This is a genomic window from Nocardia sp. CA-135953, assembly GCF_050955735.1.
Taxonomy (GTDB): domain Bacteria; phylum Actinomycetota; class Actinomycetes; order Mycobacteriales; family Mycobacteriaceae; genus Nocardia.
Genome location: NZ_CP192082.1, coordinates 4,363,930 through 4,389,688 on the forward strand (window position 1 = coordinate 4,363,930; position 25,759 = coordinate 4,389,688).

The following is a 25,759-nucleotide window of genomic DNA, read 5'->3' on the forward strand; positions in this document are numbered from 1 at the left end:
CTTGGAACCGAACGGATGTGGGATCGTCGGCGGCCGCGCTCAGACCGCGATCGGCAGGGTCTCCGGCCCACGCAGATTCACTCGGCCGTTCCACTGGACGTCGCCGTCGAGCCGCAATTTGTCGAACCGCTGCACCAGGCCGCCGATCGCGGTCCTGCCCTCCAAACGGGCCAGCGCCGCGCCGAGACAGAAGCGGGAACCGGCGCCGAAGGACAGGTGGGCGCGGGCGTTGTCGCGGTTCAGCCGGAGCTGATCGGCGTCCGGGCCCCAGAACCGCTCGTCCCGGTTCGCCGAGCCGAGACTGATCAGCACGAACGAACCCGCCGGGATGACGGTGTCCTCGACGGCGAAGGGCCGCAGTGTGATTCGCCGCAGCGCCTGCGTCGGCACGTCGTAACGCAGCAGCTCATCGATGGCGGTATCGATCAATCCCGGATCGGCGCGCAGCAGCGCGAGCTGGTCCGGATTCCGCAGCAGCGCGAGCGTCCCGTTCGCGATGAAGTTGACCGTGTTGTGATAGCCGGCCAGATAGATGAGCTCGACCTGGGCGACGAGTTCGTCGTCGTCGAGGACGTCGCCGCTGTCTTCTGCGGCGATCAACGCCGACATCAAATCGTCGGTCGGGTGCGTGCGCTTCCAGGTGATCACCTCGCGCACGATGTCGGCGAGCTCCCGGTCCGCATCGGTGAGCGCGCGGGCAACATCGGGCGTGACACCCGGCTCGAACGACCCCGCCAGCACACCCGCCAGCTCGCGCACTCGGACGTGGTCCGTCTCGGGCATGCCCAGCATCGCGGAGATGACATCGAACGGTAGGGGAAAGGCCAGTGCGGCAACCAGATCCGCGCTGCCCGACGCGGCGATCTCGTTCAGCTGGGATTCGACAAGGGATGCGATGGTGGTCTCGAGCGCGTTCACCGCTCGCGGTGTGAACGCCTTCGTCACCAACTTGCGCAGCCGGGTATGCGTCGGCGGATCCCGGTCCAGCATCGACAAGCCGCCCAGACGTGGTGTGCCGACCGCACCGTAGAGTTGCTCGGTCATATCCCGATACCGGCCGGGCCCGAGATTGGTCAATTCCGCGGACTGATCGGACTTCAGGATCGCCTGTACATCGGCATATCTCGAGAGGAACCAGAAGCCGAGCGGATGCTCGTGGGCGGGTGCGAGCGCTCGCAGCCGGGCGTATTGCGGATAAGGGTCATCGGTGAACCCGGGTTCGAAGGGGTTGAAGACGGCCTCGGTGGTCTGGCTCATTGCTGGCGTACTCCTGTCGATCGATGCCTGCGGGTCGCGCCGGGATGACTCGCATCCGGCGCCGACGGATCACTGCGGAGCCACGGCTGCCCGCACCGAGCGCTGCTCGAGCACCTCGCGCAGGCGACGCGCGTACTCGACCGGATGCGTGAAATGCGCGTTGTGGCCGCCGGGGAAACGCACCACGCCGGCGCCGACTGCCGCGCCGAGCGCGTGCGCGCAGCGGCTGCCGAACAATTCCGGCGGCGTCGCCGCACCGACCGCCGCCACGACGCGCGGTGCCACCTCCCGCAGCGCGGCGGTATCGAGCACGGCCGTTCGGGCACAGGGGATCTCGTTGCGGAGGATGAAGTCGAAGTTCGCGGTGCGCTGTCCCGCCACCGCCGGATCGGACGGCGCGGTGCGGGCCCCGGCATCCCGGTCGAGGCTGTCCTGCACGCGGCGCTGATTTGCCGCGCCCGCGCCAAGCATCCGGGAAATCCGCACGACGGCGGCCGGCAGGCCGTGGGTGCGGTAGTCCGCCTCCAATTCCTCGAAGGCGGCGATGTGTTCGGCACGGTCCGCACCCGTGAGCAGCGCCGGCGCGAGCGGCTCGTGCGCGATCACCGTGGCGAAGAGATCGGGCTGCTCGAGTGCGGCGGTCAGCGCGGGCAGCACGCCGAGGGCACAACCCAGCACATGCGCGGGCCTCTCCGTCAGCTCGATCAGTAGGAGTCGCAGATCCTCGGCGTGCGTAGCGACCGGCACCGCAGTGCCCGGTTGGTCCTGCGCGCTGCGCGCGAAACCGCGCCGATCGTAGGTGACAACGGTGAAGGCATCGGCCAGCTCGGCCGCTATCTCGTTGCTGCGCCGCACCTCGCCGCCCCCGCTGTCGGAGATGAGCAGCACGGGCCCGGCGCCGCGCGCTTCGTAGTGCAGGTCGGCCCCGGGTACCCGCAGAGTCGCCGTGCGGACGTTCGCCATCGTCATTCTCCTTCGTCGACGGATCCGGTCGCGGAAACAATGTCGTTTGGCGGCCGAACAATGTATCCGGATCACAAACCCACCATTGCACGCTACAGTGATTTCAGCTCCGAATCACGCATTCTCAGGAGGATACGAGCAATGACGGCAGAATACGACGTAATTGTCGTCGGCGCTCGTTGCGCCGGTGCTACGACCGCAATGCTGTTGGCCCGCAAGGGGTATCGTGTACTCGCCGTGGACAGGGCGACATTCCCGAGCGACACGGTGTCCACCCACATGGTCCAGGCTCCGGGCGTCGCATTGCTCGAACAATGGGGATTGCTGGACGCCGTGGTGGCCGCCGGAACACCACCGATCGAGAAATACACCTTCGACTTCGGCTTCCCGAGCGGGTCGGTGCGCATCGCGGGTACCGCCCGGATGCCGGACGGCTTCTGCACCGCCTACGCGCCGCGGCGCACCATCTTGGACAAGATCCTGGTCGACGCCGCGGTCGCCGCGGGCGCCGAGGTGCGGGAGAACTTCACGGTCGACTCACTCGCCTTCGAGGACGGCCGAGTCGTCGGCATCAACGGGCATCGGGCGCGCGGCGGGCCGGTGACCGAGCGCGCGCGGTTGGTCGTCGGTGCGGACGGGCGCGACTCCAAAGTGGCGAAAGCCGTTGCCGCGCATCAGTACAACGACCATCCCAAGGGCCAATACCAGTACTACAGCTACTGGCGGAACCTGCCGACCGATGGCTTCGAGGTAGTGATCCGCCCGAGCCGAGTGTGGGCCGCGCAGCCGACCAATGATGAACTGACCATGCTGGTGGTGGCCTGGCCGATCACCGAGCGTCACGCGTTCCGCGCCGATATCGAGGGCAATTACCTGCGCACGCTCGACCTCGCCCCCGAATTCGCGCAACGTGTGCGCGCGGCGACGCGGGTCGAACCGTTCGTCGGCGCCGCCGTCGCGAACTATTTCCGCAAGCCCTACGGACCGGGCTGGGCGCTGGTCGGCGACGCGGCCTACAACAAAGATCCGATCACCGCCCTCGGCATCACCGACGCGTTCCAATGCGCCGAGTTGCTCACCGGTGCGATCGACGAAACATTCGGCGGTGCAACGACATTCGATGACGCGATGGCCGCTTACCAGCGAGCGAGGGACGAGCGGTACACGGCGGTATACGAGCACACCGCGCATATGGCTCAGCTCGAGCCCGCCTCGGCCGACTTCGAGCGACTGATCCGGGCGATGCGGGGGAATCAGGAGGCGATCGACGCCTTCGCCGGCATCAACGCGGGCATCGTCTCCCCGCTCGACTTCTTCGACCAGGCGAATATCGACCGGATTCTCGGCAACGACATCATGGCGCGGGCACGTCACTGACCAGGGCGATGGCGCCCGACGGGCACAGCTCGACCGCCCGGCGCACACCCTGCTCCTGCGCCGCCTCATCGATCAGGACGACCAGACCGGATTCGTCCTGATCGAAGATTTCCGGCGACACCGAAACGCATTGTCCCGCACCGATACAACGATTCCGGTCGATGACGACTCGCGCGCTCACCCCGCCTCCACCACCGGATCCCCGCCCCGCGCCGGCGGTCACCAGCGCACCGGCAACGCGTGCAGGCCGTAGATCCGCATATCGTGTTTGTAGGGCAGATCCGTCGGCTCGCCGTCGAGGCACATGGTGGAGATCCTGCGGGTCAGCGTGGTGTAGGCGACCTGCAGTTCGACCCGGGCCAGTGCCTGAGCCAGGCATTGGTGTGGGCCGAAGGCGAAGGCGAGATGGTTGCGCGGAGCCCGGGTGAGGTCGAGAACGTCCGGGTCACCGTCGAAGGCGCGCGGATCTCGATCTGCCGATTCGATGGCGAGGATCAGGCCCTCGCCCGCGCGGATCAGCGTGCCCTCGACATCGATGTCTTCGCGGGCGACCCGGCGCCTGCCGTGATGGACGATGGTTAGGTAGCGCAGTATCTCGTCGACCGCCCCCGCGATCGACTCCGGGGCGTCGCTGTCGCGCAGGTAGTTCCACTGATCCGGATTGGCCAGCAGCGCGGCCGCGCCGAGCGCGATCATGTTCGCGGTGGTCTCGTGCCCCGCCAGCAGCAGTACCCGGCCTATGCCCGCGATCTGCCGCGGCGCCAACTGTCCCTGGGACACCAGGTGACTCAGGATGTCCTCGCCCGGCTCCCGTGTCTTCAACGCGACCACCTCCCCGATCAGTCCCAGCATCTCGTCCGCTGCGGCGAGCGCCTGCTCGGCCGTGGTCGTGGTCGAGATCGACGTTCTGGCCAGGCGCTGGAACTGCTCCCGCTCGGCGTAGGGCACACCGAGCAGTTCGCAAATGACCATGGAAGGCAATGGCAGCGCGTAGGCGGACACCAGATCGGCGGCGTTTCCGGCGGCCAGCATGGCATCGATCAGGTCATCGGCCATGCGCTGGATATCCGGGCGCATCCGCTCGATCCGCTTGATCGAAAAGTAGCTGGTCAGCATGCGCCGGTACACCGCGTGCTCCGGATCGTCCATCGACATGAAGGTGTTGCCGCGCTTGACGCTCGCGGCCAGAGCGACGGTCGAGAACGGGTACCCCGGTCGCGTCGCGTCGGCGCTGACCCGCGGATCGGCCAGCAGCGCGCGCACCGAGTGATAGCCGGTGACCAGCCACGGCTCGCTGCCGTCCCAAATCCGCACCCGGGAAACGGATGGCACTGTCCGCAGTTCCGGCGGCGGGTCGAACGGGCGGCGCGGGTCGCGCGGCATCGGGAACGGGCGGACCTCGGCGATGGATTCGGTCATCTCGACTCCTGAGCTTTTCGGTGACGGCCCGCCACTGTCAGGCGAGCCGGGCTTCGAGCACCGACACCGCGGCCGGCGTCGGCACGATGCCGGTGATCTCGAATCCCGCCGCCGCCAACAAGTCTCGGTACTCCCGCTCGGTGCGTTCCTTACCGCCGAAGAGCGCGAGCAGGTTCAGATCGGTCAGGAAGCCGAGATTCGGCGCGTTGCCCTCGGGCAGCAGGATCTCGATGACCAGCAGCCTGCTCTGCGGTGACATCACCTGTTTGACATTGCCCAGGATCGTCAGCGCTTGCTCGTCGTTCCAGTTGTGCAGGACATGTTTGAGAATGTAGGCATCGCCACCGGCGGGCACGCCGTCGAAGAATGATCCACCCTCGATCGAGCAGCGATCCGCGACGGGGGTCAACCGCTCGCTCGCGCCCGCCACCACGGGTGGGGTGTCGTACAGAATGCCGCGTGATCCGGGTGTCTGCGCCAGGACTTCGCCGATCAGCCTGCCGTTGCCGCCGCCGATATCGACGATGGTGGGGAACGGTGCGAAGTCGTAGGAGGCCAGCACCGCGCGCAGGGTCAGCTCGGAGACACTGGTCTGCGAGTCGTTGAATACCTTCCCGAATTCGGGGTTGCTGCGGGTGAATTCGAAGAAGGACATGCCCCGCAGCGCCGGAACGACGGCGGCGCCGGTGCGCACCGCATCGTCCAGATGTGACCAGTGCTCACGGTGTTCGGGGGAGCCGATGAACAGCGACCAGGGACGGATGGAGACCTCGGCGTCGGAGCGCAGTGGATCCGAGAGTTCGTTGAGGGCGAAGCGGCCGTCGGGCTCCTGTTGAAAGACACCGCGACTGGACAGCAGGCGCAGCAGGCGGAAGACCGCGTCGGCGTCGGCATCGATCCGGGTCGCGATCGCGGTGGCGTCCAGCGGCCCCGCCGCCAGTGTGTCGGCGATGCCCAGTTTGGCGGCGACGTAGATGGCCTGCGCGAACGAACCGTTGCCGATCATCTCCATCAGTGCCATCGGCGCGGGAACCTTCGGATTGGAATGCACAGGGAACCTCCCTTTCGGCTGCCGATGCAACCGGCGACGATGCACGCCCGAGCGCGGGATAGGCTCGTAGCGGGGAACTTTCACATTGTTCGCGCTCCACAGTAACGGACGGAACCGGCCCGCCGCATTGTTCTGGCCCGGAAAGAATGTTCCGTGGCGGCTGTCGCGCATTGTCTTCTACCATGACATGGTCGAAGCGCCGCCATCACGGTGCCGGTCCTGCTGGCCGACAGGAGCACAAATGACCAGTACAGCAGCTACTTCCACCGCGCGCAGCGGCGCCTACCAGTATGTGACCAGCATTCTGGACGCATTGTCGGATCGGCCCGACGAGGTCGCGATCCGCTGGCGCGACGGCACTTTCACTCGCCAGGAATGCGCGAAAGCGATTCGGACCGCAGCCGATGTACTCCGGCGCCACGGTGTAGGCCCGGGGCACACCGTCGCGGTGCTCGCGGAATCGAACAGTCCGATGATGCTGTTCGTGCGGCACGCCGCCAATTCGGTCGGCGCGGCCGTGGTCTACCTGCGCTCGACCAACGCGGCGAGTTCGGTGCAGCCGTTGCCCGACGATCAGCAGTTCGCCATTCTGCGGGAGACGGGCGCGACCTTCCTCGCGGTCGACGGCGCACATCTCGCCCGCGCACACGAATTGCGCGCCCGGCTCGGCCATCCGCTGCGGCTCGGCGCCTACGGCGGCGGTCCGGAAGTACTCGACCTCGCAGCGGGCGAATCCGGCACGCCGACAACGGATGTCGCGGTAGCCGACGACGACCTCGCGGTGATCACCTACACCACCGGAACGACCGGGCGACCCAAAGGGATCTGTCGCTCGTTCCGCGCGTGGAACTATGCCATCACCACCATGCTCGACGACGCGTGCACGCGCATGCTTGTGACGACACCGCTGAGCCACACCGTCGGCCCGATGGCCGACGCGGTGCTCACCGCCGGTGGCGCACTGCACGTGCTCGAGGGTTTCGATCCGGGGACGGTGCTCGAGATCATCGCCACGCACCGCATCACGAAGGTGTTCTGGGCAACCCCGCAGGTGTACCAGTTACTCGACCATCCCGATCTCGGCGCCACCGATCTGTCCAGCCTGAATACGCTGATGTACGGCGGGATTCCCGCGGCACCGGGCCGATTGGCGCAGGCGGTGGCCGCGCTCGGTCCGGTCCTCGTGCAGTCCTACGGCACCACCGAGTGCTGGGAGATCGGCTGCCTCGACCGTGCCGACCACACCGACGAACAGCGCCTCGCCTCGGTCGGACGTCCGTCCGCTGACGCCGAGGTCGTCATCCGCGACCCGGACACCGGGGCCGACGCGGCGGCCGGGGAGGTCGGCGAGATCTGCGTGCGCTCGCCCGGCATCCTCACCGAATATTTCCGCGATCCGCAGCGAACGGCACAAACATTGCGCGACGGCTGGTTCCACACCGGCGATCTGGGCTACTTCGACACCGACGGTTACCTGTTCCTGGTGGACCGGCTGCAACACCGGATCAAATTCGACGGTGTGAACATATATCCGGCCGAGGTGGAGAAGACGCTGCAGGCCCATCCCGCGGTCGCGCAGGCGGCCGTCTTCGGCGTCGTGGACGACGATCGCGTGGAACGGATCCACGCCGCCGTGGTGCCCAGATCCGGGACGTCGGTGACGGCGGAGGCGCTGCGCGCACATGTCACGGAGCTGATGTCGCCGCGGCATGCGCCCGCGGTCGTCGAGTTCCGGCGCGAGCTGCCGATCATCGGCTCCGGCAAGATCGACAAGCAGCGCCTGCGTCGCGAGGCCGCCGCGCGCTAGCGGCAGCCTGGGCGCGAATCAGGCCAGCAGCGCGGACAATTCGCGCTTGAGCACCTTCCCGCTCGGACCGAGCGGGAACTCGGTGACGAATACGACCCGGCGCGGATATTTGTAGGCGGCCAAGCGGCACCGGCCCCAGGCGAGGATGTCGTCGGCCGCCGCGTCGTCCGGGGTGACGCCGCGGCGCGGGATCACCACCGCGCACACCTCCTCGCCGAGCCGCTCGTCGGGAATGCCGAGCACCGCGACTTGCGCGATCAGCGGATGGTCGATCAGCACATCTTCCAGCTCGCGCGGGTAGACGTTGTACCCGCCGCGCAGGATCATGTCCTTCTTCCGGTCTACCACGACCAGGTAGCCATCGGCGTCCTTGCGCCCGAGATCGCCGGTGCGGAACCAGCCGTCGATCAGCACCTGCGCGGTCGCCTCCGGTCGGTTCAGATACCCGGACATCACATTGTGCCCGCGCACGACGATCTCCCCCACCGCGCCGTCGGGCAGCAACTCGATGCGATGCTCCAGATCCGCGCGAGCGATCTCCACCCGAACCCCCCAGATCGTCCGCCCGACAGTTCCCGGCTTCACCGGCGCGCCAGGATCGTTGTAGGCGACCACCGGTGAGGTCTCGGTCAGGCCGTAGCCCTCGTAGATCTCGCAGCCGAACACCTTCCGAAACCGCTGCAACACCTGCGGTGACAAGGCCGCACCGCCGCAATAGGCCCGTGAAAGTGGGACCGAGACGTCGTCGCCGACCGCGTCCAGCAATGCGAAATACATTGTCGGGACACCCATGAATACCGTGCAATGTTCGGTCGCGATCAACTCCAGGGCGCGGACCGCGTCGAAGCGGGGCATCAGCACGAGTGTCGCGGCGGCCCGGAAGCACACACCCATGCCGCAGATCTGGCCGAAGGTGTGGTGCAGCGCCAGCGCGCCGAGCAGAACGTCGTCCGCGGTGAACGCGAACGGCGAGAGCATGGTGACCGTAATGTTCAGCACGAGGTTCGCGTGCGTCAGCAGTACGCCCTTCGGCTGCCCCGTGGTGCCCGAGGTATAGAGAATCACCGCGGTGTCGGAGTCTGCGGTGCGCACATAGTCGCCGATCGCGTAGCCTGCCTCGCCGCGCATATCGTCGAATAGCGTTACCCCGGCCGAATCGGCCGCCGCCGTGGCCAATTCGCGCAGCGCCGGTTCGGTCACCAGTGCCACCGCGCCGGAGTCGCGTAGCACGTAGGCGATCTCCTCGGCGCGCAGCAGGATGTTCACCGGGACCACCGCGGCACCGGCCGCGAGAATGCCGAAATAGGCCGCTGGGAAGTCCGGCGTGTTTGTCATCAACAATGCGACCCGATCGCCCCTGCCGATGCCGCGGTCGAGCAGGAATGCGGCGCGACGGCGGGCGCGTTCCCACAGCGTGCCGTAGCTCAGCCGCAGGTCGCCGCACACCACCGCGATGTCTTCGCTTGTCCGACTTGCGGTCTCGGCCAGCACGGCCGCCAGCGACAGTTCCACGACTGCCTCGCCTTCTCACGTCCCCTGGGCAGCGGCCACCCACGCACCGGCCGTGCGCGCTACCGAAGAAAAGGCCGGAACAACATTCTTACATTATCTTGCTGAGAAATGTCGCGCGCCGCTAATGTGGTGAATGCCCTTGCACGGCAAGGTCGCCGGACCCAAGCAGAGAGTGACGCGATCGCCATGACACAACTGCTCGAATTCTTCTCCCGTGAAATGGAGCAGCTCGGTGCGGGCCGGCGCGACTTCCTCGAGATCGGCCGTCGCGCCGGACATTTCCCGAGTGCGATCGCGCGCGGCGGGCCGGGCGGCGAACGCGAGATCAGCGTCTGGTGCAGCAACGACTACCTCGGGATGGGCCAGGCGCCGTTCGTCCTGGACGCGGTCAAGGACGCGGTCGACCGGTTCGGCGCCGGCTCCGGCGGGTCACGCAACATCAGCGGGACGAACCGATACCACGTCCTGCTGGAGCGGGAGCTCGCCGATCTGCACGGCAAGGAGTCCGCACTGCTGTTCAGCACCGGCTACACGGCCAATGACGGCGCATTGTCCATTCTCGCCGGACGAGCCGGGGACACCATTGTCTTCTCCGACGAGAAGAATCACGCGAGCCTCATCGACGGCATCCGGCACAGCCGAGCCGAAAAGCGCATCTTCCGGCACAACGACACCGCGCATCTGACCGAACTACTCGCCGCGGCCGATCCGGCCAAGTCGAAGTTGATCGTCTTCGAATCGGTCTACTCGATGGACGGTGATATCGCGCCACTCGCCGAGATCGCTCGGATCGCAAAAGAATTCGGCGCGACGACCTATGTGGACGAAGTGCACGCCATCGGCATGTACGGCCCGCGCGGCGCGGGAATCGCGGCCAGGGAGGGGCTTGCCGACGAGTTCACCGTGGTCATGGGCACGCTCGCGAAGGCCTTCGGCACGATCGGCGGCTACGTGGCGGGCCCGGCCCCGCTCATCGAGGCGGTGCGCGCGTACTCGCGCTCGTTCATCTTCACCACATCGTTGCCGCCCGCCATCGCGGCGGGCGCGCTCGCCGCGGTCCGGCATCTGATCGGCTCCGAGGTGGAGCGCACCAGACTGCGGGACAACGCCCAATTGCTGCACCGGCTGCTCGACGAGCGGGCCATCCCCTACATTTCACCGATGTCGCACATCGTGTCCGTCTTCATCGGTGACGAGCGGCTGTGTCGTCAGGCCTCCGCATTGCTGTTGCAGCGCTACGGGATCTACGTACAGCCCATCGATGCGCCCAGCGTCCCGGCGGGTGCCGCCATCCTGCGGGTAGCACCATCGGCCACGCACGATACGACCGACGTCGAGAAGTTCGCCACCGCGATCGATGACGTCTGGCGCGAGCTGGAGATCCCGCGCGCGAGCCGATGAGTGCCGCGATCCGGGCCGCGCGGGCCTGGGCTCAGCGGTAACCCTCGACGACGCCGTGCGGCGTCCACGAGGCGCCGCGAACCTCGCGCGTGCGTCCGAATCCGCACTCGGCCAGCCACTTCCGGTAGGTCGACCATGGATACAGAGTGCTCTGTGCGAACGGCAACGTCGCGAAATACACATTGTCCAGTGCGGAATAGAGCGGGCCGCGCCCGTCGTCGTCGGACATCGCGTTGAAGATGAGCACGCGCCCGCCAGGACGCAATGCGCGGTGCGCCTTAGCGAGCAGACGCCGATTCTGCTCCGGGGACCAGATCACGAGTTGATGCGCGAAGAGCACACAGCAGTAGCCGTCGGGATAGTCGTCATCGAAGATGTCGGCGGCGAAAGTACCTATGCGCGCCGACAGACCAGCCTGCTCGATATTGCGCCGGGCGATGTCGAGCGCCGGAGCCCGATCGAGCACCGTCACGCGTACATGCGGTTGTGCCTCGGCGAGGGCGATGGCGTTCACCGCGTCGCCGCCGCCGACGTCGAGTACGTGCTCGATGCCGGTGTAGTCGACGGCCTCGACGAGTACCGGATTGGACAGCTTCGACCACGAGTTCATGCAGCGATAGAACAGATCCTCCAGCCCGGGAACATTGGCCAGACGGCTGTACAGGTCCTCGGTGTCCCCTGGGAAGTGCCGAATTCCCACATTGCGGTCCTGCCGTAAGGATTCGGTGTAGTCCGATGCGGGCAGATAGGACACCCGCGCCTGGAACTCGATGATGTCGCGCATGATCGGCCACTGCTGCGCGGCGAACAACTCGGCGATGACGCCGCCATTGCGGTATCCATCGGCCTGCTTATCGGTCAGCCGCAGCGCGGTCGTTCCCAAGAGCAGCAGGTCGGTGGAGCGCGCGCTCAGGGCGAGCGATTCGGCGATTGCCGCCTTCGTGAGTTGTCCCTTGGCATCGAGTAGTTCGAACAACCCGAGTTCGGTGGCCGCGTGTAATTGCTGAAATGCCGCGTGGCCGAACAGGATCGGAACGAATCCGGCCATCATCGGGTGTGCGTCGTCTGCCATGCGCCTGTTCCCCTTTGCTCGATCGGTACTAGAGCCTGGTCCGCATCGACCAGAGCTCGGGAAAGAATCGGTGGTCGTTGACCGTACGCAGCCAGTCCAGCCCTTCGGTGCCGCCCGTGCCCGGCTTGCGCCCGAGCTTGCGCTCGACCACCAGCAGATGCGTCGCCCGCCAGTGTGAGAACTGGTAGGCCACCTCGGTGAGCAGCTCGGCGATGCGGTATTCGGCGGGATAGGCGGCCGGCGAACGGTAGATCGTCAGCCAGACGTCTTCCACGGCCAGGTGGCCCGCATAAGGTTGCTCGAAATCACGGGTGAGCAGTTGCTGCGGTACCGGGAATCCGCGGCGCGCCAGGAACCGCAGCGTCTCGTCGTACAGGCTCGGACCGCCCAGCTCCGCACGCAGATCCGGGTACAAATCGATGAACGCCGAGGCGAGCCGCACCATGTCCGGATCCTTATTGCCCATGGCGAATTCGAGCGTGCGGTACATGTAGGACTGGATACCGGACGCGTCGCCGAGCACGTCGCGGAAGGCAAGGAACTCGTCCGGCGCGATGGCGTTCATGCCCTCCCACGTCGTCACCAGGATTCGCTGCGTGCGGATCATTCGTTCCAGCGCCCGGCAGGCCTGTTCCACCCGATCGGCCCGCAGCTGGCTGCGGGCCTGTCCGAGATCGACGTAGGCCATCCGGAACAGCAGTTCTTTCACATGGCTGAGCAGGATGAAGGAGAGCTCCTGCGCGGATTCGGTGCGGGGATGGGCCAATTCGTGCAGCCGGTCCATATGCGCGTAGGACACATATTCAGGAGGTATCGGCTCGGCGTCACTTGCCGCACCGCCGAGGGGACAGCTCAGCGGGCGCTCGAGATGCTCGGTCATTCGCCTTCTCCTTCCGTATACCCGTACCGCCGTGCCGCGGCGCCGTACAGGTCGCGCAGGAATCGGTCGACACGAGTGGTGCCGGTGTAGTGGTGCCCGTACGCGCGCCGATAGCGCTCGAACCAGCGCCGTTCGTGGTGCAGGAACAGGATGTCGTGCACGGCCATCTGCCGGATGGCGTACAGCGGATACGGCGCGCGGTTGACCGGGAAGAGCGGGTTGCGGGCGGCGGGCTCCTGGCAGCGGGGGTGGAATTGACCGAGCATGTACCCCTGCTCGATCACCGAACCCTTTGCGGCGCGGTGTCCTTCGTCGACCAGATCGAAGTGGTTCTCCGGCAGGCCCGCGATGACCACGACCATGGCGTGCAGCTTCCGGTTCGGCGAAATCGGTTCGGATTCGCGGTAGCGCCGGGTGATGTCGTCGATCAACGAGACCATCCCGGTGACGTCGTGCGGCCCGTGCCAATCGTGGATCAACACCGACAGCGCGTCGGCGCGCAGGGCCGGGAGTACGAACGGGCAGACCGGTCCGGCGCGTCCCAGCCCGGGATGCGGCTGGCTCACGACATTTTCGAGCCAGTCGGAAACGGTCTCGGCGATCTCCCGGTCGACTTCCGACAGGTTACGAACCACGGATTCCCGCCCCTCCCACAATGTGCTCACGCACATTGTTTCCGCGGAACGACACGAGGTCGTTCCCGACCGACAGCACGCTGCCCGTGGGGTGCCCGGCGACGATCAGAGTGACGGAAATGTCTGTACGGCGACGCATCCGATGTTCTCGCGACATCCATCCACACCTCCTCCCGGTGCGCGGCAGGCACCCGAGACGGGCCGTCCACACCGATCCGGCGGAGAGTTGCATTCCCTCCGAACAATGACAGTACCGAAAAGAATCCATTTACATCACCCGTAGGGAACAGTCGGCCGACCATCGGCCGAACATTGTTGCCCGGTGTCCGCGCGACACGACAATGACGGCTGCGTTGCCGGGATGCGCACCGATCAGGTTGTGCCAGCGATGGTTTCGAATGATTACCGATCAGGTGATCAACCTGCGCGTCGCGAACCTGGCATCCAGGTACACCCCGGACGCCACAATATCGCGCAATTCCGCCGCGGCCCGGTGCACATCACGGAATGAGACGTAGAGGCCGTTGAAGCCGAAGCGAAGCAGATCCGGCGGGCGCATATCGCCGATGACATCGCGTTCGATGAGCGCGGTGATCATCTCGTAGGCCGCGCGATGGCGCAGGGCGAGCTGGCTACCACGCCGGTGCGGCGCACGCGGCGTGACGACCTCGAAGGTGCCGTCGAGCACGAGATCGCCGAGGCAGTCCAGGAAAAAGTCGGCCAGCGCCAGGCTTTTCGCGCGGACATCGGCCAGGTCGGCCTTGTCGAATACGTCCAGCGCGCTGTCGAGTGCGAGCAGCGACAGCACGTGCGGGGTGCCGATCCTGGTGCGTGAGATGCCTTCGGCCGGACGGAATTCCGGTTCCATGGCGAACGGCGCCGCATGGCCGTGCCAGCCCGTCAAGGGCGGTTCGAAGGCGCGCTGATGCCGGTGCGCCACATAGACGAACGCCGGCGCACCGGGACCGCCGCCGAGGTATTTATAGGTGCATCCGACGGCGAAGTCGACGCCGTCCTCGTCCAGCGAAAGCGGCACCGCGCCCACCGCGTGACACAGATCCCAGACGGCCACCGCACCCGCGGCGTGCGCGGCGGCGGTGATACCGGCGACGTCCCACAGCTCGCCGGTGCGGTAGTCCACCGCAGGCACGGCGACGACGCCGACCCGGTCCGCCCATTCGGAGATCGCGTCGGCCAATTCCGCTGCGGGAATGGCGATTACCCGCAGACCGAGTAGTCGGCCCACCGAGTCGGCCAGATATCGATCGGTCGGAAAATGGCCCGCGTCGGTGAGGAGTACATCGCGATCGCGGTCCAGTCGCGCGGCGGCGGCGAGCGTGTTGAACAGTTGCACCGAGGTCGACTCCCCCACGCTGACCTGCCCGGGTGCGGCACCGATCAGCCGTCCGATCCGGTCGCCGACCCGTAACGGCGCGCTCCACCAGTCGTGGTCGGTCCAGGCCCGGATGAGCGAACCACCCCATTCCTCCCGGATCACCCGCGCCAAGCGGTCGGGCACGGCCGCGGGTAAGGCACCGAGCGAGTTCCCGTCGAGATACACCACACCGGCGGGGAGATCGAAAAGCTCACGCATCGGCCCGAGGGCATCGGTTGCGTCGCGTCGCCCGGCGTCGTCACGAGTCGGCATTGCGGTCGCCCTTTCACCTGCGCCGCCGCGTGCGCGGCCGGGCGATTGATTCGGTTCCAATGACAATTATGTGAAATGATGACTCGGTTCGCCATTGTTCGAGACGATCCGGAGTCACCGCGATGTACGAGCAGCTGACCAGGCAGGAGCTCGACCAGCAGTATTCGCCGAGCTCACGAGCACCGGACTACCAGGCAATTCTGCGGCGCTACCGGGAGCTGAGCGATGGTGCGCGCCAACGGTTTCGACATGAGGCCGACGTTTCCTACGGCACGTCCGCCGCCGAGACCCTGCATTTCTTTCCGTCGGCGCGCCCGTCCGCGGACATTCATGTCTTCGTGCACGGCGGGCATTGGCAGGAATCGAGCAAAGAAGACGCCTGCTTCGCGGCCCCCGCATTCCTACGGGCGGGCGCGGCATTCATCGCGCTCGGTTACGGTCTGGCGCCCGAGCGCACACTCGACGATATGGTGCATTCGGTGCGGCGCGGGCTGTGGTGGGTCGCCGAGCACGCCCGTGACCTCGGCGTGCGCCCCGGCGGCGTCTACGCGGGCGGCAGTTCGGCGGGTGCGCATCTGGTGGCGATGGCGGTGGCCCACACCGGCGCCACGCCACCGCCGGTGGCGGGTGTCGCGCTGCTGAGCGGGGTGTACGACCTGGAGCCGGTGCGGCACAGCTATGTCAACGAACGGGTCGGCATGAGCAGGTGCACCGCGCAGGCCAACAGTCCGGTCGGCCATCTGCCGCTGGCCACACCGCGCGTCCTGGTGGCGCGCGGTGTGGCCGAGACCCGCGAATACGCCCGTCAGCAACAGCTTTTCGTCGACGCGCTGCGTGCCGCGGGACAGGCGTGCGCGGATCATGTGATCGAAGGACGCAACCATTTCGATCTACCGCTGGATCTGGGCGACCCGGCGACCCGGCTCGGCCGCGCCGTGCTCGCGCAGATGGATCTGCTCAGCGACCGATGAAGCGGGACTCGCGACCGGTCGCTACCGCGTCCAGCGCCTCGATCAGGTCCTCGGAGGGCAGGAATGCCGAATTCCATGCCGCCACATAGCGCAATCCGGACGCTACCGCCTCGCGGCGGCCGTGCTCGGCGATCTCCTTGACGCCCTGGACGACCAGTGGCGGGTTCGCCGCGATCTCCCGCGCGGTCGCCCTCGCCCGTCGCAAGGCAGCCACCGCGTCCGGCAATACGTCGTTCACCAGCCCGATCTTCTCGGCGCGCGCGGCATCGATCTCCTTGCCGGTGTAGGCGAGTTCCCGAAAGTGCCCCTCGCCGATGATCGCGGGCAAGCGTTGCAGCGAGCCGACATCGGCGACGATCGCCACCTTGACCTCGCGGACGCTGAATTTCGCATCCGCGCTCGCGTACCTGATATCGGCCGCGGCGATGAGATCGATCCCGCCGCCGATGCAGACGCCGTGCACGGCGGCGATCACGGGTTTGCGGCAGTCGGCGACCGCGGTAATGGCCTGCTGCATCCGGCGCAGCGCCGTATGAAAGGCGTTGCGCTGCGCGGCAAGCGAGCGATCCGCGAGCACCGCCTCGAAGACCGGCTGCATGGCCCGCAGGTCGAGCCCGACGGAGAAGTTTCGCCCCGAACCCGTGACGACGACGGCGTGCACCTCCGGATCCGCGTCGAGTTGCGCGAAGACCTGCGGTAGTTCGCGCCAGAAGTCCGGACCCATCGCATTGTGCTTCCCCGGTCCCGTCAAAGTCACCTCGGCGACCCGATCGGCGATCCGGAGCGTGCACGACTGCCATTCGGTCATCAGGGCATCCCTCCTTGCCGAACAATGCTAGCGCAACAATGCCGTTGTGCACGGCTATGACGGCGTGGAAGTCGCGTCTCCGCGTACCTGCCCCGGTCGCCGTCCGATCATTTCGAGCTGATCACCACATCATCGAAACATGCTCTGAGACAACAAGTTGCACAATGCGGGATGCTGGATGACGGACGTCCGGGTATGGTCGAATAAATGTCGGAGAATGCGTTGACGCATTCCCGGTGTCCGCACGGTGACTCGCGGGTCGAGCACGAGCAGGAAACGGAAAGTGATCACATGCCGGTCACCGAACACGATGAGCGCAGGGTTGTCGTCACCGGACTCGGGCCGATCAGCAGCGTCGGCGTGGGCGGCGCGGAATTCCTCCGCGCGCTGGAGTGCGGTCGCTCCGGTGCACAGCCGATCATCGGCTTCGACACCACCGGCTTCACGTACAGCACCGGCTGCGAGGTCGTCGGCTTCGACCCGGCGCCCTACCTCGAGCGTAAGAAAATGGATGAACTGGGCCGTGCCACCACCTTTTCGGTCGCCGCGGCGCGGATGGCCGTCGCCGACGCCGGGCTGGCGGTGGCCGAGTTGCGGGCGATGCGCAGCTTGATCGCGATCGGCACCACCGATGGCGAGTCGCGTGATCTCGACGCGTTGATCGAATCCTGGATCGCTACCGAACCGCGCCTGCTCGCCGGCGATCGCGCGCGACGGGTCCCCGCCGCCCGCCTCTCCGCCGCCATCGCCGAGGAACTCGACCTGCGCGACACCGAGGCGGTGACCCTGCCGACGGCATGCGCGGCCGGGAACTACGCCATCGGCTACGGCAGCGACGCGGTGCGCGCAGGCGACGTGGATGTCGCGCTGGTCGGCGGTGCGGATGCCGTCTGCCGCAAGACTTTTGCCGGATTCTACCGGCTCGGGACGATCGCCCCGCACCGGTGCCGTCCGTTCGATATCGACCGCGAGGGCATCCTGACCGGTGAAGGCGCGGCCGTCCTGGTGTTGGAGCGCCGCGACCGTGCGCTGGCACGCGGTGCGCGCATATACGCCGAGATACTCGGATACGGCTTGAACTGCGATGCTGATCATCCGGTCGCGCCCAACCGCGCGAGCGTGGCACGGTGCATGTCCCTGGCCCACGCCAATAGCGCGATCGCACCGGCGCAGGTCGATTTCATCTCCGCGCACGGCACCGGGACCAAGGCCAACGACATCACCGAGGCGGCCGCGATCCGCGAGGTCTTCGGCGCCGATCCACCGCCGACCATCTCCACCAAATCAATGATCGGGCACACCATGGGCGCGGCCAGCGCGCTGGCCGCGGTGGCCTGCTGTCTCGCCCTGACCCATCAGTTCATTCCACCCACCATCAACCACCGGCACACCGACCCCGAATGCGGTCTGGACTGCGTGCCCAACCACGCGCGCCCGGCCACGCTGCACGTTGTGCAGAACAATGCTCTTGCCTTCGGCGGCAACAACGCGGTGCTGATGTTGGGGGCCGACACCGGGCGGGCGGTCGCGTGACGAGCCCGGCGGCCGTGGCGATCGCGGGAGTCGGCGCGATCGCCTGTCTCGGCGATGACTCGGCGAGCCTGTATCAGAACCTGTGCGCGGGGCGGTCCGGCCTCGCACCGCTGCGCCGCTTCGCGCCGGAACAGCACCTCTCCGGTCACGCCTACGAGATCGATGCGCGTGACGACGCGGCCGACGGCGCGCGCAACGCCGGGCGGTGGTTGGCCCGCGCGATCGCCGAGGCGATCGACACGGCGGGACTCGACGCGGCCGAGCTACCCGATATTCCGGTCCTCGTCGGCACCGGGCTGCGCGAGCTGCGCAGTGCCGAATTGTGGTGGACCGGCCGGGCCGAGCTATCCGCCGCGGACCTGCATTTCGGGCCCGCACTGCGGAAGCGCTTCGGCTTCACCGAGATTCATACCCTCAACAACGCCTGCTCGGCGGCGCTGTATGCGCTCGGTCTCGGCTGTGACCTGGTGACCTCGGGCGAATCCGAGGCGGTGATCGTCGCGGGCGTCGACACCATCACCGAGAGCATGTTCGGCCTGCTGGCTCGGGCGAGCGGGCAAGGGGTGGATCGGATACGCCCGTTCGATGTCGACCGGCGCGGTGTCCTGATGGGCGACGGCGCGGCGGCTGTCGTCCTTCGCCGCGGCGGTCCTGCGCGCGGCTGGCTACGCTCGGTCGGGCTGAACTGCGACGCCCACCACGTGACGGCGCCGAACCGCGACGGCATCGCGGCGGCCATGCGCGAGGCGTTCGAGCGCGCGCACCTAGAGCCCCGCGATATCGACGTCGTATTCGCGCACGGCACCGGCACCGCGCTCAACGACCGGGTCGAGGCCGAGGTACTCAGCGACCACTTCGACTTACCGAACGCTCCGCTGGTCACCGCGATCAAGTCGATGATCGGCCATACCTCGGGGGCGTCGGGGCTGCACAGTGTCGCGGTCGCCCTCGAGACGCTCCGGCAAGGCGTCGTGCCTCCGATTGTCGGACTGCGGAAACCGGCGGCCGAGGCAAGCGCCCTGCGACTGTGCCGAACGGCCACACCGGCGTCCGACCTCCGGATCGCGCAGGTGGACGCCTTCGGCTTCGGCGGCGTGAATGCCGTTGCCCTGCTGGAGGCGGCTTCATGACCGACCGCACCGCCGAAAACGCACTACCGGTGGGGATCACCGGTGTCGGGGTGGCCTCGGACCGCCACGACACCGTCGACCAGTTGCTCCTCCCGGACGCCCCGCGACGCGCCGACGCCGCGGATCGGCTGCGGCGCGAACTCGGCCGCGGCTTCCGCTACAAGGACCAGGCCACCAAACTCGGTGTGCTCGCGGCCATTCGGGCGCTGAGCACCGCCGCGCATGATCAGCAGCCCGATACCGGCATCGTGGTCAGCAGCAATTTCGGCAATCTGCAGACGGTTTGCGATGCGGCACGGCTGATCCGGACCGAGGGCGTCGCCGCGACCAGTCCGATGGATCTGCCGAACGCGTCGAGCAATGTGATCGCCTCGACCATCGCCATTCACCTCGGACTACGCGGCCCCAACCTCACGGTGTGCAATGGCGCGCCCGCAGGTCTGGACGCACTGCGCTGGGCGATGCTCTTGATCCGTGCGCGGCGGGCTCGACGGGTCGTCGTGGTCGGCGTGGAGTCGGCCACCGAGGCCGCCGCCGCGCTACAGAGTTGCGCACCGAGCGAGTTGTTCGAAGGGGCCGCGGCCGTGGTCGTGGAGCCGCTGGTGCGCGAGACGGCGGCGGTCGTGGTTCGGCACTGTGGCCGCGGTACGGATGAAAAAGACGCTGTCACAAAGGCACTCGCCGCGGCCGCGGATCCTCCGGTCGACCTGTGGCTCGGTACGCAAATCGGCTCGGCGGGCACGGTGCTCGATGTCGAGACGTATCTCGGCCGGGCGAGCGGCGCACTCGGCGTCCTGCAGTGCGCGGTGGCCGCGCAATGGCTCGGCACCGGCGGGCGGACCGCGGTCGCGGTGGCGGGCGGCGACGATGAAGGCGCGGCAGCGACCGTCTTGACTCACGCGGAGCCGTCGTGACCACCCGGCCGGTCGTCCCGGTAGTCCTGCGGCGCGCCGCGGTCGCGGGCCGGCGCAAGCCGCCGATGCGGGTGCTGCTGTTGCACGGTATGGCCGGTGGCGCGGCGAGCTGGACGCCGCTGGAACCGCTTCTCGATCCGGCCGTCGAACTCTGGGAGGCTACGTTGCCGTGGGCGGCGCTCACCGACCCGGGCTGGGCGGTCGAGGGTGACGCTGCGGGCTGGGTGCGCAAGGCGCTCGCGCACTTTCCCGGGCACGGGCCCGATGTGGTGGTGGCGCATTCGTTCGGATGCAACGCGTTGCTCGAACTCATCGATCGCGAACCGGGCAGACAGATCGCCACCGTGCTCATCGCGCCGTTCTTCCGCCCCGCCACCGAAGACTTCGAATGGGACAGCGTGCGTTACTATTTCGAAGGCTTCCGGCTGATGCTCGACCAGGGACTTGCCCTGTGCGCCGCCGACCGGCTCGCCCCCGACATCCGCGCCGAGATGGTCCAGCGGCTGTGCGCCCGGCTCGGGCCGTATACCTGGCTCCGGTTCTTCGACACCTACCTGCGCACGCCACTGCTGCGACCCGCCCGATTCGGCGCGCCCGCCTTGCTGATCGGCGGTGCCGACGACCCCGGCGCGCTTGCCAGCGGCGTTCGCGCGCTCGGGACTGCCATGCCCGGCGCGAACACGGTAATCCTCGACGGCACCGGTCATTTCGCGATGCTCGAGCGGCCGGAGCGCGTCGCCGAGCTGATCAACGATTTCGTCGGTCGCGTTGCCGCAGCCAGCCGCGTTCGCTCCCGTCCCGCCGATCCATCAGGAGTTGCCTCATGACCAGTGAGCTGATCAGCCTGCCCACACCGCTGCTGCGGGAGTCGACCACACACCGGCTCCGGCCCCGATTCGAGGGCTCCAATATCTGCACCTGGATCGGCTTCAAACACGTCAACTATCTGGTGGAAGAGGCTGTGCTGGCACACTTCCGGCACGTCGGACTGCCCGCGCGGACGCTCTACGAAGCGCACGGGCTGTGTGTGGAGTTCATCGACCTGGACACCCGGATCCGCTCGGCATTCCATCTCGACGACGAAGTATCCGCCGAGGTGTCGCCCGCGCCGCACGCCGATGCGGACCAGTTGCGCTTCACAGTGGTCCTGCGCAGGCTGGTCGATGGCACTGCCACCCGCGCCGCGAGCTCGACCGTCGCGGTGGTGCTGCGGGGCGATGAGCGCGGGGGTGCCCCGGCCCACCCGGGCCCATCGCATCTGGCCCCGTATCAAAGGTCCCACCTGCGCCGTCAGCTGCCCGAGCGGCATCCGCTGCCGGCGATCCGCCGCAACTCACTCGGTCGCGGCGGCGTCGGCGGCGATGCGGTTCTGCAGGAATTGACCGGGGGGACAAACAGTTTCGCATGGCGGTGGCGGATACCGTACCCGTACTGTCACTTCACCGAACGGCTGCAGATGTCGGGCTACCTTCGCCAGCTCGAGGAAGTGGTCGATCTGTTCCTGATGTCACGGGGGGTGTCGATCAAACGGCTGCTCGACGAGCAGAACTACATCCCGGTTGTCCCGCGCTCGAATATCTCGATCATCGATGAGGCGCTGATGGAGGAGGATCTGTATACCGTATTCACGGTGGAGGAGGTCTTCAAGCGCGTCACCTACACCGCACGGATGGACTGTTACGTGCTGCGCGAGGAAATGCTGGTGCCGACCGCGACCGGACGGATCACGCACGGCTACGCCGAGATTCGCGATCGCACCGACTGGGCACTGGTCGACTTCGACGACCGGCTGCTCACCGCGCTGCGCGGCTGACCGTTCGGTGTCGAGGAGGAGCCGATGACTGCCACGCTGGCGATTACCGGATGGTCGGTGTTGTCACCGTACGGACCGGACCGCGACGCCTTCACCCGCGGCCTCACCGAACGGCGCTGCGCCTTGCGGGCAGTGCGCGACGAGGAGGGTTTGCCGCACGCGAGGGTCGGTGCGATCGATACGTTCGAGACGCGAGCTCATCTCGGCCGCAAGGGAACTCGGGCGATGGACCGCGCGACCGGTCTCGCGGTGGCGACGGTCGGCATGATTCTGGCCGCGCGCACGATCGAGCCGGCCGACACCGCGCTGGTGCTGGGCACGACCACCGGCAGTGCCCGCTCGATGATGGAGTTCACCCGCGATTCGCTCACCGAGGACAAGCCGTACCACGTCGACCCGGCGCGGTTCCCGAACACCGTGATGAACTGCGCCGCGGGTCAGTGCGCCATCTGGCATGGGCTGACCGGACCGAACACCACCATCTCCAGCGGCCGCGGGACCCTGCTCGCCGCGTTGAATTACGCCGAACGACTGCACCGCAACGGTCACACCGAGCGGGTGCTGTGCGGGGCGGTCGAGGAACTGTCCGAACACCGGGCCTGGCTGGAGTGGCATGGGACGGCTGATCCGGCGCGACGGACCGAGGCCTTGTCCGAGGGCTGTGCGATGTTCCTGCTCGAGCCCGCGGCGCGGGCCGAAGCCGATGGGGGCGCGGTCTACGCCGAGATCCTGGCCGTCACCTTCCGTCGTGGCGCACCGGAGCAGCGTCGGGATTCGGCGGCCACGGCGATCCGGGCGTGCCTGGATCGCGCGGGGATCGCGCCGGAACAGGTCTGGGCGCTGGCCATCGAGGACGACATCGACTCCGTCGCATCGGTATTCGGCACCCATACCGATGCGCTGCGGCACCTCCCGATCGCCGAGTTGCTCGGCGATCTCGGTGCGGTGAGCGCCGGCATGCAATTGGCCGCCGTCCTCGCCCACGCCCGTGCGGATGAGCGCGGACGCGCGGCGGTAGTGGCGACGACCGATCCCGATGGGGCGGCCACGGCGCTGGTGCTCAGGCTCGGCAATCCGCGATGACCGCCCGTCGTCGTCCGCCCCCGCGCTTCTACTTCAACCTGCGCAGCCCCTATTCCTGGTTGGCGGTAACCGATTTGGTGCACGGGTATCCCGACGTCGCCGCGTCCATCGAATGGCGGCCGTTCTGGGAACCCGGTGAACGCGACCTGCGGTGGCTGCGCGCGGCCGGTGGTGAGTTCCCGTACGCGCCGATGACCAAAGACAAGCACCTCTACATACTCCAGGACGTGAAACGGCTTGCGGCGGAACGAGGTCGGACGGTGCACTGGCCGGTCGACATCGAACCGCGCTGGGAGGTAGCGCATCATCCGTACTTCATCGCCCGACGGCACGGCTGCGCGGTGGACTACGTGCGGGCGATGGGTCGCACGCGCTGGGAGGAAGGCCGCGATATCTCCGATATCGAGGTGGTCGCCGCGTGTGCGGGCGGGCTCGGCCTGGATCCGGACGAGGTGCGTGCCTGCGTCGACGCGGAGGTGACACGCGGCGAGGCGACCGAGGCGCTGTTGGATGTCTATCGCGATGGCGTCTTCGGTGTGCCGTTCTGCATCGCCGGGCGGGAGAAGTTCTGGGGTGTCGATCGGCTGGACCGCTTCGTCACCGCGGTCCGCGCCACCGGAGTGACCGAGGTGGCCTCGCCCGCCGGAGTACCTGGTTCGCCGCCCGGATTCGACGACGGTCACGCCGGCGGGTGCGGGTGAGTTCGCCGTAGGTCAGGCGGGTTTCGTCGCGACGACGCACCCCGTCCACGGCTTGAAGAAGGTGAACTCGACGTTATCGGCGCCCGCTTCGCGCAGCGGTTCCACATACCGACGCGGGTCGATGGCCTGCATGACGGCACGGCGCCGCCTGCCGTAAGCAGTGCGCTCCTGCGGGTGCAGATCGGCGATCAGTAGCCTGCCGCCGGGGCGGACCACGCGGTACATCTCCGCCACGGTCGGCAGCCGATCCTCTTCCGGCACATGGTGCATGGCGAAGGTGGCGGTGACGGTGTCGAAGGCGCCATCCGGCGCATCGATGGCTTGCGCGTAGCCGACCCGGAATTCGGTGTTCGGATGCCGCTTGCTCTTCTTCGTCGCGAACCGCACCATCGGCTCGGACGGATCGAGGCCGACCACGTGCCCGTTCGGGCCCACTCGCTCGGCGAGCAACCGGGCCAGGATTCCCGGCCCCGCCCCGACGTCGAGTACCTGGTGACCGCTCGCGGCCCCGCTCTTCTCGACGAGCGCGCGGTCGAGCTTGCCGCGGCCACCGAAGAAGAACATGGTGATGATCGCGTTGTAGATGCGTACGTGGGTGACGAGCTCGCCCCCGTACTTGCGTGTCTTGGTCTGGTCGGCGGCCGATCGCTCCTGCGAGGAGCGCATTTCATTTCGCGACATGGAACAACGATAGCCGATGAAACACATTTATTCGCGGCCGTCGAAGAATTCGTCGACTACATTCATTTGCGCCACATATGAGCTGCAAAAATGAAGAGCGCCAAGACATTTGGCGACCAGGCAAACAATGCGTGTTCAGGCCGACAATTGTCTACGATCGACATGCGCGACGGCAATGTTCCCGGTGCTCGCCGCGGTGATCAGCAAGGACTGCGGCGGCCCCTCCGCGAGGCACCAGGCCAAGCGCAGCAATGGTTCGAGGCAACCAGGTCCCGCGATCACCGGCTCCACCTCCGGTGCGAGTGCCCGCGCCACCGCGGCGCCCACCGCCGAGTCGTCCAACACCGCGACCACGGGCAGCGCCGCCGAGCTTACGCCGCCGACAAACAGCGTGTCGAGCCGAGTGCGCGCACCGGCGGCGGTCACTTCATCCGGTGGCAGAAAACCCGAGCGCACCGTGCAGCGGCCATACGCCGTCGCACCCCTGGCCCACACCCGCTCGGCCGGTTCCACGACGAGAATCGCGGCGCCCTCCTCGGATTCGGCCGCGCCCGGCTCGGCGGCGTCCAACCTGGCTTCGGTGGCCCCGGCCAGTAGCCACCGGGTGCGTCCCAGCGCGAGCGCGCCCGACCCGAACCCCAGCGCCTCGACACCGGCGACGCGGGGGCTGGTGAAGGTCAGATTGAACCCGGTCAGCTCATGTTCGATGGCGAGCTGACCCGCCACCAGATTGATCGAGAAGAAGGTGGCGGTCATCGGGCTGAGTTCGTCCGCGTCCGCGCCGACGATGGTGCGGTCCAGCTCCGATTGCCAGACCGATCCGGCATTGTTGGTACCGATCGCGGCGGCGGCGGGCAAATCCTCGGCCGGACAACCGGAATCGGCTACCGCCCGGCGGGTCGCGGCGAGCAGATAGTGGCAGGCGGGCGGAAAGTACTTGTAACCGTGACGGCCGAGCTCGGTGCGGTAGTCGAACCACGGCTCGGGGCCGATCGGGCTCGGCGGCTCGACCATCTCACTCGGTGTGCGACCGCGCGGGCTCACCACACCGATTCCGCTGACCACCGGTTCCGTCGGAATCACGGCCACATCCCTCCGTCGTA

Annotated in this window: 24 protein-coding genes; 11 read left to right on the forward strand and 13 right to left on the reverse strand. The window is 67.4% G+C overall.

The window, feature by feature from the left end; genetic code table 11:
* Nucleotides 1–39: 39 nt before the first annotated feature.
* Together ACQPXH_RS20240 and ACQPXH_RS20245 are read right to left on the reverse strand one after the other, a co-directional pair.
* Complete coding sequence (locus ACQPXH_RS20240; RefSeq protein WP_433598101.1) at nt 40–1,257, reverse strand: cytochrome P450; 1,218 nt, start codon at nt 1,255–1,257, stop codon at nt 40–42.
* A 69-nt stretch (nt 1,258–1,326) separates the two neighbouring features.
* The gene (locus ACQPXH_RS20245) at nt 1,327–2,220 is read right to left on the reverse strand and encodes an alpha/beta fold hydrolase (protein ID WP_433598102.1); all 894 of its coding nucleotides are present in this window, start codon (nt 2,218–2,220) and stop codon (nt 1,327–1,329) included.
* 141 nt (nt 2,221–2,361) lie between these two features.
* Between ACQPXH_RS20245 and ACQPXH_RS20250 the strand changes: the two genes are divergently transcribed.
* On the forward strand, nt 2,362–3,597 hold the full coding sequence (locus ACQPXH_RS20250) for an NAD(P)/FAD-dependent oxidoreductase (protein WP_433598103.1): 1,236 nt from the start codon (nt 2,362–2,364) through the stop codon (nt 3,595–3,597).
* Here the strand turns inward: ACQPXH_RS20250 and ACQPXH_RS20255 are convergent.
* The 3 genes from ACQPXH_RS20255 to ACQPXH_RS20265 are packed head-to-tail and all read right to left on the reverse strand — an operon-like array spanning nt 3,575 to nt 6,067.
* On the reverse strand, nt 3,575–3,901 hold the full coding sequence (locus ACQPXH_RS20255) for a ferredoxin (RefSeq protein WP_433598104.1): 327 nt from the start codon (nt 3,899–3,901) through the stop codon (nt 3,575–3,577). The genes ACQPXH_RS20250 and ACQPXH_RS20255 overlap by 23 nt on opposite strands.
* Nucleotides 3,817–5,016: a cytochrome P450 gene (locus ACQPXH_RS20260; protein ID WP_433598105.1), complete on the reverse strand. Its 1,200-nt coding sequence runs from the start codon at nt 5,014–5,016 to the stop codon at nt 3,817–3,819. The genes ACQPXH_RS20255 and ACQPXH_RS20260 overlap by 85 nt, the downstream gene beginning before the upstream one ends.
* Before the next feature lie 37 nt (nt 5,017–5,053).
* A complete protein-coding gene (locus tag ACQPXH_RS20265; RefSeq protein ID WP_433598106.1) occupies nt 5,054–6,067 on the reverse strand; it encodes a methyltransferase in 1,014 nt (337 codons plus the stop codon).
* 241 nt (nt 6,068–6,308) lie between these two features.
* Here ACQPXH_RS20265 and ACQPXH_RS20270 point away from each other — a divergent pair, with 241 nt between their 5' ends.
* Nucleotides 6,309–7,874 carry an AMP-binding protein gene (locus tag ACQPXH_RS20270; RefSeq protein WP_433598107.1) on the forward strand — a complete coding sequence of 522 codons (1,566 nt, stop codon included), beginning with the start codon at nt 6,309–6,311 and terminating at the stop codon, nt 7,872–7,874.
* An 18-nt stretch (nt 7,875–7,892) separates the two neighbouring features.
* Here ACQPXH_RS20270 and ACQPXH_RS20275 read toward each other — a convergent pair whose 3' ends face one another.
* The gene (locus ACQPXH_RS20275; RefSeq protein ID WP_433598108.1) at nt 7,893–9,386 is read right to left on the reverse strand and encodes a long-chain-fatty-acid--CoA ligase; all 1,494 of its coding nucleotides are present in this window, start codon (nt 9,384–9,386) and stop codon (nt 7,893–7,895) included.
* A gap of 186 nt (nt 9,387–9,572) precedes the next feature.
* On the opposite strand from ACQPXH_RS20275, the gene hemA reads away from it, so the two are divergent.
* Nucleotides 9,573–10,787, forward strand: coding sequence for a 5-aminolevulinate synthase (gene hemA, locus ACQPXH_RS20280; RefSeq protein WP_433598109.1), 1,215 nt, complete (start codon nt 9,573–9,575; stop codon nt 10,785–10,787).
* 31 nt (nt 10,788–10,818) lie between these two features.
* On the opposite strand, the gene ACQPXH_RS20285 is transcribed toward hemA, so the two are convergent.
* The 4 genes from ACQPXH_RS20285 to kynU form a co-directional block, all read right to left on the reverse strand.
* A complete protein-coding gene (locus ACQPXH_RS20285; protein ID WP_433598110.1) occupies nt 10,819–11,859 on the reverse strand; it encodes a methyltransferase in 1,041 nt (346 codons plus the stop codon).
* A 28-nt stretch (nt 11,860–11,887) separates the two neighbouring features.
* Complete coding sequence (locus ACQPXH_RS20290; RefSeq protein ID WP_433598111.1) at nt 11,888–12,739, reverse strand: tryptophan 2,3-dioxygenase; 852 nt, start codon at nt 12,737–12,739, stop codon at nt 11,888–11,890.
* Complete coding sequence (locus ACQPXH_RS20295) at nt 12,736–13,404, reverse strand: DUF6875 domain-containing protein (protein ID WP_433598112.1); 669 nt, start codon at nt 13,402–13,404, stop codon at nt 12,736–12,738. The genes ACQPXH_RS20290 and ACQPXH_RS20295 overlap by 4 nt, the downstream gene beginning before the upstream one ends.
* Nucleotides 13,405–13,783: 379 nt before the next feature.
* Nucleotides 13,784–15,022 carry a kynureninase gene (gene kynU, locus ACQPXH_RS20300; RefSeq protein ID WP_433598113.1) on the reverse strand — a complete coding sequence of 413 codons (1,239 nt, stop codon included), beginning with the start codon at nt 15,020–15,022 and terminating at the stop codon, nt 13,784–13,786.
* 122 nt (nt 15,023–15,144) lie between these two features.
* On the opposite strand from kynU, the gene ACQPXH_RS20305 reads away from it, so the two are divergent.
* Nucleotides 15,145–15,993, forward strand: a complete 849-nt coding sequence (locus tag ACQPXH_RS20305) for an alpha/beta hydrolase (RefSeq protein ID WP_433598114.1) — start codon at nt 15,145–15,147, stop codon at nt 15,991–15,993.
* On the opposite strand, the gene ACQPXH_RS20310 is transcribed toward ACQPXH_RS20305, so the two are convergent.
* Nucleotides 15,980–16,801 carry a crotonase/enoyl-CoA hydratase family protein gene (locus ACQPXH_RS20310; RefSeq protein ID WP_433598115.1) on the reverse strand — a complete coding sequence of 274 codons (822 nt, stop codon included), beginning with the start codon at nt 16,799–16,801 and terminating at the stop codon, nt 15,980–15,982. The genes ACQPXH_RS20305 and ACQPXH_RS20310 overlap by 14 nt on opposite strands.
* Nucleotides 16,802–17,008: 207 nt before the next feature.
* Between ACQPXH_RS20310 and ACQPXH_RS20315 the strand changes: the two genes are divergently transcribed.
* The 7 genes from ACQPXH_RS20315 to ACQPXH_RS20345 are packed head-to-tail and all read left to right on the forward strand — an operon-like array spanning nt 17,009 to nt 23,975.
* Entirely contained in the window at nt 17,009–18,334 is a 1,326-nt protein-coding gene (locus tag ACQPXH_RS20315) for a beta-ketoacyl-[acyl-carrier-protein] synthase family protein (RefSeq protein ID WP_433598116.1), read from the forward strand.
* Nucleotides 18,331–19,464 carry a beta-ketoacyl synthase N-terminal-like domain-containing protein gene (locus ACQPXH_RS20320; RefSeq protein ID WP_433598117.1) on the forward strand — a complete coding sequence of 378 codons (1,134 nt, stop codon included), beginning with the start codon at nt 18,331–18,333 and terminating at the stop codon, nt 19,462–19,464. The genes ACQPXH_RS20315 and ACQPXH_RS20320 overlap by 4 nt, the downstream gene beginning before the upstream one ends.
* A complete protein-coding gene (locus ACQPXH_RS20325; protein WP_433598118.1) occupies nt 19,461–20,378 on the forward strand; it encodes a beta-ketoacyl synthase N-terminal-like domain-containing protein in 918 nt (305 codons plus the stop codon). The genes ACQPXH_RS20320 and ACQPXH_RS20325 overlap by 4 nt, the downstream gene beginning before the upstream one ends.
* Nucleotides 20,375–21,205, forward strand: a complete 831-nt coding sequence (locus ACQPXH_RS20330; protein ID WP_433598119.1) for an alpha/beta fold hydrolase — start codon at nt 20,375–20,377, stop codon at nt 21,203–21,205. Before ACQPXH_RS20325 ends, ACQPXH_RS20330 begins: the two co-directional genes overlap by 4 nt.
* Nucleotides 21,202–22,191 (forward strand): hypothetical protein, encoded by a 990-nt coding sequence (locus ACQPXH_RS20335; protein ID WP_433598120.1) that lies wholly within the window; start codon nt 21,202–21,204, stop codon nt 22,189–22,191. Before ACQPXH_RS20330 ends, ACQPXH_RS20335 begins: the two co-directional genes overlap by 4 nt.
* A 24-nt stretch (nt 22,192–22,215) precedes the next feature.
* Nucleotides 22,216–23,274, forward strand: a complete 1,059-nt coding sequence (locus ACQPXH_RS20340; protein ID WP_433598121.1) for a beta-ketoacyl synthase N-terminal-like domain-containing protein — start codon at nt 22,216–22,218, stop codon at nt 23,272–23,274.
* Nucleotides 23,271–23,975, forward strand: coding sequence for a 2-hydroxychromene-2-carboxylate isomerase (locus ACQPXH_RS20345; protein WP_433598122.1), 705 nt, complete (start codon nt 23,271–23,273; stop codon nt 23,973–23,975). The genes ACQPXH_RS20340 and ACQPXH_RS20345 overlap by 4 nt, the downstream gene beginning before the upstream one ends.
* A 12-nt stretch (nt 23,976–23,987) precedes the next feature.
* Here the strand turns inward: ACQPXH_RS20345 and ACQPXH_RS20350 are convergent, their stop codons facing one another.
* Both ACQPXH_RS20350 and ACQPXH_RS20355 read right to left on the reverse strand, forming a co-directional pair.
* Nucleotides 23,988–24,656, reverse strand: coding sequence for a methyltransferase domain-containing protein (locus ACQPXH_RS20350; protein WP_433598123.1), 669 nt, complete (start codon nt 24,654–24,656; stop codon nt 23,988–23,990).
* Nucleotides 24,657–24,791: 135 nt separating this feature from the next.
* Nucleotides 24,792–25,739, reverse strand: a complete 948-nt coding sequence (locus tag ACQPXH_RS20355; RefSeq protein WP_433598124.1) for a beta-ketoacyl synthase N-terminal-like domain-containing protein — start codon at nt 25,737–25,739, stop codon at nt 24,792–24,794.
* Nucleotides 25,740–25,759 lie beyond the last annotated feature (20 nt).